The organism is Nostoc flagelliforme FACHB-838 (genome assembly GCF_014698065.1).
GTDB lineage: Bacteria > Cyanobacteriota > Cyanobacteriia > Cyanobacteriales > Nostocaceae > Nostoc > Nostoc flagelliforme_B.
Genome location: NZ_JACJSI010000427.1, coordinates 1 through 4,782, shown reverse-complemented (window position 1 = coordinate 4,782; position 4,782 = coordinate 1). Strand labels below are relative to the sequence as shown.

Sequence of the window (4,782 nt, the reverse complement as noted above, 5' to 3'; positions counted from 1 at the left end):
GATACTAAGTTCCCAGCAGATGATTTTTGCGTCATATATCATATTTTATAACGCCGTGTCTACCAATCTACATTCTGATTTTTTCTTTCTACCCCGATTTACCGAGCGGATACGTTTTTACCGACTGACTATCTGCGGCGATCGCTGTTGGTTGGGTTGACTTGCCTAGTTGTTGGCGAACTTGGTCACGTAAAGTATGATTCATCTGCTCCCAGATGCCTTTTTTTTGCCACCTGCGGTAGTAGCTGTAAACGGTTGAACTCGGTGGAAAATCCCGTGGCAGCATATCCCATTGACACCCTGTTTTCAAGTGATAATAGATGGCGTTACAGATTTCTCGCATATCAGTAGTGCGGGGATGACCACCTGGCTTCGCTTGTGGAATCAGAGGAGCCAGAATTCTCCATTCCAGATCACTCAGGTCTGTAGGATACCGTTTACAAGACATTCTTCTTCAGTATATATACTATTTGCTTGTATCTTACAGCTAGTTTTCTACTTGATTATTTCCTCTTTAGATTTACTTTATAAATAGCCTCTGATTAAGATTTGATTTGTTAGCTAATTCTTGAAATACAACATTTTAATCAAACGAAAAATAAAAATAGTCCTCACAATTAATTGAAAGTATGCCCAATCCAACTACCGACTTAGTTCGCTTCTACCTCAAAGAAATCGGACGCTACCCTCTGCTAACTCCTGAGCAAGAAATTACAAATGCTAGGGCGTTGCGGCAGATGATGGCGATTGAAGAACAGCGTTCAAGCCTCGCACTTCAACTAAACCGCCAACCAACTGCAAGAGAATTAGCCGCTTCGCTTGGTCAAAGCGAAGCTGAAATACAATCAATCATTCAACAAGGCCAAAAAGCTAAAGAGAAAATGGTGACAGCTAACCTACGGCTGGTGGTTTCTGTTGCGAAAAAATACCAGAATCACAATTTGGAATTCTTAGATTTGATCCAAGAAGGGGCACTAGGTTTACAAAAGGGAATCGAAAAGTTTGATCCCAACCGAGGCTATAAACTATCGACCTACGTTTACTGGTGGATTAAGCAGTCAATAACACGGGCGAAGTCAAGTTGCAGAACGCCTGAATCTTTGTCGAGAAACAATTCGTAAAACTGAACATCAAGGTTTAAAAATTTTGCGCTCTCATCAAAACAAGATCAAAGACTATCTTCTTAATTAGGATTAAGGGTTGTTGGACTTTAGTTTCATTTATATGAGTCGAACTCGCTACTCCAAAGACTGAAAACAAATCGCCACTGCCTTTTTAGATGCCTCCAATTGCTGCTGTCAGGAGTGCGATCGCATATCTGTCATGAGTCGATGGCGATCGCGTACCCGCACTTTCCTGCGGCATCGCCTCGCTTAATCCCTGGCGAAAACCATCAGATTGTCACTGTTTCAACCAAATAGTGCATGAATATATTGATGCCAGAAACTATCCTTATAAATAGAACACCGAAGAAAGAACCGATGCCCAGCAAAACTATTGAAGTCCGAGAGTACACCGTCAGAGCGCACAAGCGAGAAATTCATACTCGCGTTTTCAACTTCGTATGTAAGCAGTGTGAACAACCCACACAACGAGAAACCTTTGGAGTTAGACCTCTATATTGCGAGAAATGCCGCCCTCCTCAACCTCCTAAGCAATCGAAAGTAGTCCCTATAGGCAAGAGGAAACCCAGAGCTATGAACTATGAGAGTGGCAAAGGTATTGGGGGGTGATTTTTTGTTTTGAGATAAGGGCAATACCTTCTCTTCTCTTTCAGAGACGCACTTGCGTTCGACGAACGCCAACGGAAAAAGCGGTTACGGCAGTTGCATCAAGTGACCAGCCTTGACGAAGCTGTGGATTGGCTGTTGCAGGGATTAGGGATTTTGCTCCCACCGTATCTGTCATCCTTGCACGCTTTGCTGCTGGCGGCTGTTGAAAGGAAGTACAACCTTGTATGGAAACAGCAAAAGTGACGATAGAGCAACGCCACAATAGCTATCAGTTGATGAGAATTTGCCTAATTTTCATAGCGCTCAATGAAGAAATTTTGAAGTGGCGCTGACTTATAATCAAAATATGATGATTTTGAAGTAGAGATAAAATGCGTAAACAGACCATTCAATATACATCATCCTTAGATGCTTTGGTTGCCATTGCCAAGCGACTCAGTGTGTATGAAAACCAGCAAAAAATTGACTCTGAAGATTTTTTTTATCAGTATAATCAGGGAACATTACCAGATGATGTTCTATTTATAGAATGGGCAAACGATTACCGCCATTATCTGGTTTTGCGTCAAGAAATAGAGCAAAGATTGAACTATGCTGCCTAACATTCTATCTGATTATTTAAATCAAGTAGAACAAGCAATTGTTCAATGTCCAAATCTTTATGTGGAACGTTATGAAGAAGAAATTTTAACATCCCTTCGGGCTAATTTAAGAGTTCGATTGCGATTAGCTCAAACACACTTATTAGAAATTAACGAAGCTATAGTAATCACAAACAATCAGTTAAAATTTCTTGATTATCGCTACCATTTTCAAGATGAACGAAATTGCCTAGTTTTTCGTTATGATAGTACGCCGCATTTTCCTGATATCTCTACATTTCCGCATCACAAGCATTTACCAAATGATGTGATTAGTTCTCAGAAACCGGAAATTATTCAAGTATTAAAAGAAGCAACCGAATTATTGAACTAGATGGATAAGTTCCTGTACTAAGAGCCAAAGAAGGTATCTTATTATCTCTAAAGTAAGCAAAATTAAAAAAAAATTTTACACTAGTAAATAACAGGTTTAATACAGCGAGATTGGGCTGTACAATAGAATTAAAAACATTTATTGCCGACTAGTTTTTGAAAATGGGTGAAGCTAAAAGAAGGAAAGCTAGAGATCCAAACTATGGAAAACAAAGGGTTGACCTAAGTAAACAGAAAGAACAGATAGAAATGATGTTTGCTATATCGTTATCATCACTTGGGTTTATGCACACTCTCAATAGCAATATATCTGAGATTCTAGAGATGGCTGAAACACTCTATAAAGAGATTCCCTTGGAAGAACTAGAATTACAAGAGGGCAGTTTTTTTGATTCTGTCCCAATGCAATTGAGAGGAGAAATAACAGAGAAAACATTGAAAATAGTAGCTCTATTTGTGACAGTAAGACAAAATCCGCCACTAGGATATTCTCAAGAATCTTGGCTTCAAAAGATACAAAGTTTTTTCGATAGCCAAGAGGCAATTATGTCAGCCCTTCACAATGCCAATCCCATTAGGAAACAAGTAACAGAATATTTACTTACATAACTTATGAAAACTGGAATAAGTGACTACTAAATTAGTCATACTAATGGCAGTGGATATAGCAATACTTTGCAGTATAAATTACGAACAAAGCAATCGTTTTCATCAAATATTTGAGGTATAGATATTAGCTATACCCCTTTCATTTTTATCAAAATTGGCTAAGTATCACTGACATTTTGGATTTCAATAATCGCACAGACATCCGCCGCTACCCATTCTGGCTTTTATAGTGTACTGACGAATCAGACTTGTTAAGACTCAAACACGAAAACTGATAAGTCAGATATAACTTTAATCTCCTTTCTTGTTACCCAATTACTCAAAACAGCTATGTATCAACATTAAGAGAAATAAATTTAGCCCACTAATTATTTATCTCCCATTCAATCCCGGAAAAAACTTACTCCAAACACTTTGCTCCTTTGATGCTGATTCTTCTGAGCCTAAAATATTCTGTAGCCCTTGCTGATTACTCTGAATCTCCTGCATATTGAAAGCGTGAATAGTTTGGGCGAACTCTGGATTGTCTTCTAACAATTCAGCCTCAAAACTTAACTCCTGCTGCAACAGTTGGGCATTTCGGCGCAAGAACATCTGCTGATTGTGCCGCCGTCTCATCTCCTCTTCAGTCAGATATAATTGTTCTTCAAAACTCAAATTGTCGTATTCGCCGTTATACATGAGAATTCTTCTCCGATTACATCAAAACTTTATTTCTGACAAGATTGACAACACCGCTCAACTAATTAAACACGTTTAATCCCTCCATAAAGTAATTGATATCCTAGTCGTAGCCTGGTAATAAATTCGTCAGTATTGCGATTCCCCCAAACTGGGTTAATACGGCTTTTTATCCAATTGATTGAACTATGACCAAATAATTCGTAATTCGTAATTCGTAATTCGTAATTCGTAATTATTTATCTTTAAGTTTTTTGGTGGAGGCAACAAGGATTTTACCAATTTCATTTGCTTCTTGAAGGAGTAATTGAAATTTTTGTTTTTCAACTAACTCAGATTCAATTAAAAGTTCTAGCCAATACTGAGTTTCTCTGGCTTCTTTCAAAGCGATCTCCAATTTATTGATAAAATCCTTTAGAGATTGGGCTGATTGAGCTTCTCTAACATTAGCTCCAATTGAAGTTCCTGAACGTAAAAGTTGCTTAGAAAGAATGCGAGTTGCACTTGAAGCTTCATCCAAAAAGCAACAAGCTTTAATAATTCTAACTGCAAAAGATTTAGTCCTGTCCGTGATAGTAATATTAGTTGTCATGATTTAATTACGAATTACGAATTACGAATTACGAATTATTTGAGTAGCCGAGATTTTCTAATAGTAATTTTACTCCCTTTTCGTTTAACTCTTGTCCTGTTAATTCCTGCCACTTCTGTTTGATTTCCTGAAAATGCGGTCTTCTTCCTAATTCTGTTGCCCATTTTCTAATTTCTTGATACCAGTCAATCTG

General features: G+C 38.1%; 7 protein-coding genes and 2 pseudogenes. 5 read left to right on the top strand and 4 right to left on the bottom strand.

Going from position 1 to position 4,782, the window contains the following annotated elements; all coding sequences use genetic code 11:
- Positions 1-112: 112 nt before the first annotated feature.
- Positions 113-448 (bottom strand): annotated as a pseudogene (locus tag H6G97_RS45640) (IS5 family transposase); the annotation flags it as partial.
- Positions 449-629: 181 nt separating this feature from the next.
- Here H6G97_RS45640 and H6G97_RS45635 point away from each other — a divergent pair.
- Positions 630-1,073, top strand: a pseudogene (locus tag H6G97_RS45635) (sigma-70 family RNA polymerase sigma factor); the annotation flags it as partial.
- A 408-nt stretch (positions 1,074-1,481) separates the two neighbouring features.
- Positions 1,482-1,733 (top strand): hypothetical protein, encoded by a 252-nt coding sequence (locus H6G97_RS45630; protein ID WP_190947028.1) that lies wholly within the window; start codon positions 1,482-1,484, stop codon positions 1,731-1,733.
- 40 nt (positions 1,734-1,773) lie between these two features.
- Here H6G97_RS45630 and H6G97_RS45625 read toward each other — a convergent pair whose 3' ends face one another.
- Positions 1,774-1,995: a hypothetical protein gene (locus H6G97_RS45625; RefSeq protein WP_190947027.1), complete on the bottom strand. Its 222-nt coding sequence runs from the start codon at positions 1,993-1,995 to the stop codon at positions 1,774-1,776.
- 109 nt (positions 1,996-2,104) lie between these two features.
- On the opposite strand from H6G97_RS45625, the gene tumA reads away from it, so the two are divergent.
- The 3 genes from tumA to H6G97_RS45610 all read left to right on the top strand — a co-directional run bounded on the left by tumA (position 2,105) and on the right by H6G97_RS45610 (position 3,316).
- A complete protein-coding gene (gene tumA, locus H6G97_RS45620; protein WP_190947026.1) occupies positions 2,105-2,335 on the top strand; it encodes an antitoxin TumA in 231 nt (76 codons plus the stop codon).
- Complete coding sequence (tumE, locus tag H6G97_RS45615; protein ID WP_190947025.1) at positions 2,325-2,708, top strand: toxin TumE; 384 nt, start codon at positions 2,325-2,327, stop codon at positions 2,706-2,708. Before tumA ends, tumE begins: the two co-directional genes overlap by 11 nt.
- 161 nt (positions 2,709-2,869) lie before the next feature.
- A complete protein-coding gene (locus tag H6G97_RS45610) occupies positions 2,870-3,316 on the top strand; it encodes a hypothetical protein (RefSeq protein ID WP_190947024.1) in 447 nt (148 codons plus the stop codon).
- A 372-nt stretch (positions 3,317-3,688) separates the two neighbouring features.
- Here H6G97_RS45610 and H6G97_RS45605 read toward each other — a convergent pair whose 3' ends face one another.
- Together H6G97_RS45605 and H6G97_RS45600 are read right to left on the bottom strand one after the other, a co-directional pair.
- Positions 3,689-3,997, bottom strand: coding sequence for a hypothetical protein (locus tag H6G97_RS45605; protein ID WP_190947023.1), 309 nt, complete (start codon positions 3,995-3,997; stop codon positions 3,689-3,691).
- A gap of 235 nt (positions 3,998-4,232) precedes the next feature.
- Positions 4,233-4,589, bottom strand: coding sequence for a four helix bundle protein (locus H6G97_RS45600; protein ID WP_190947022.1), 357 nt, complete (start codon positions 4,587-4,589; stop codon positions 4,233-4,235).
- Between the last annotated feature and the right edge of the window lie 193 nt (positions 4,590-4,782).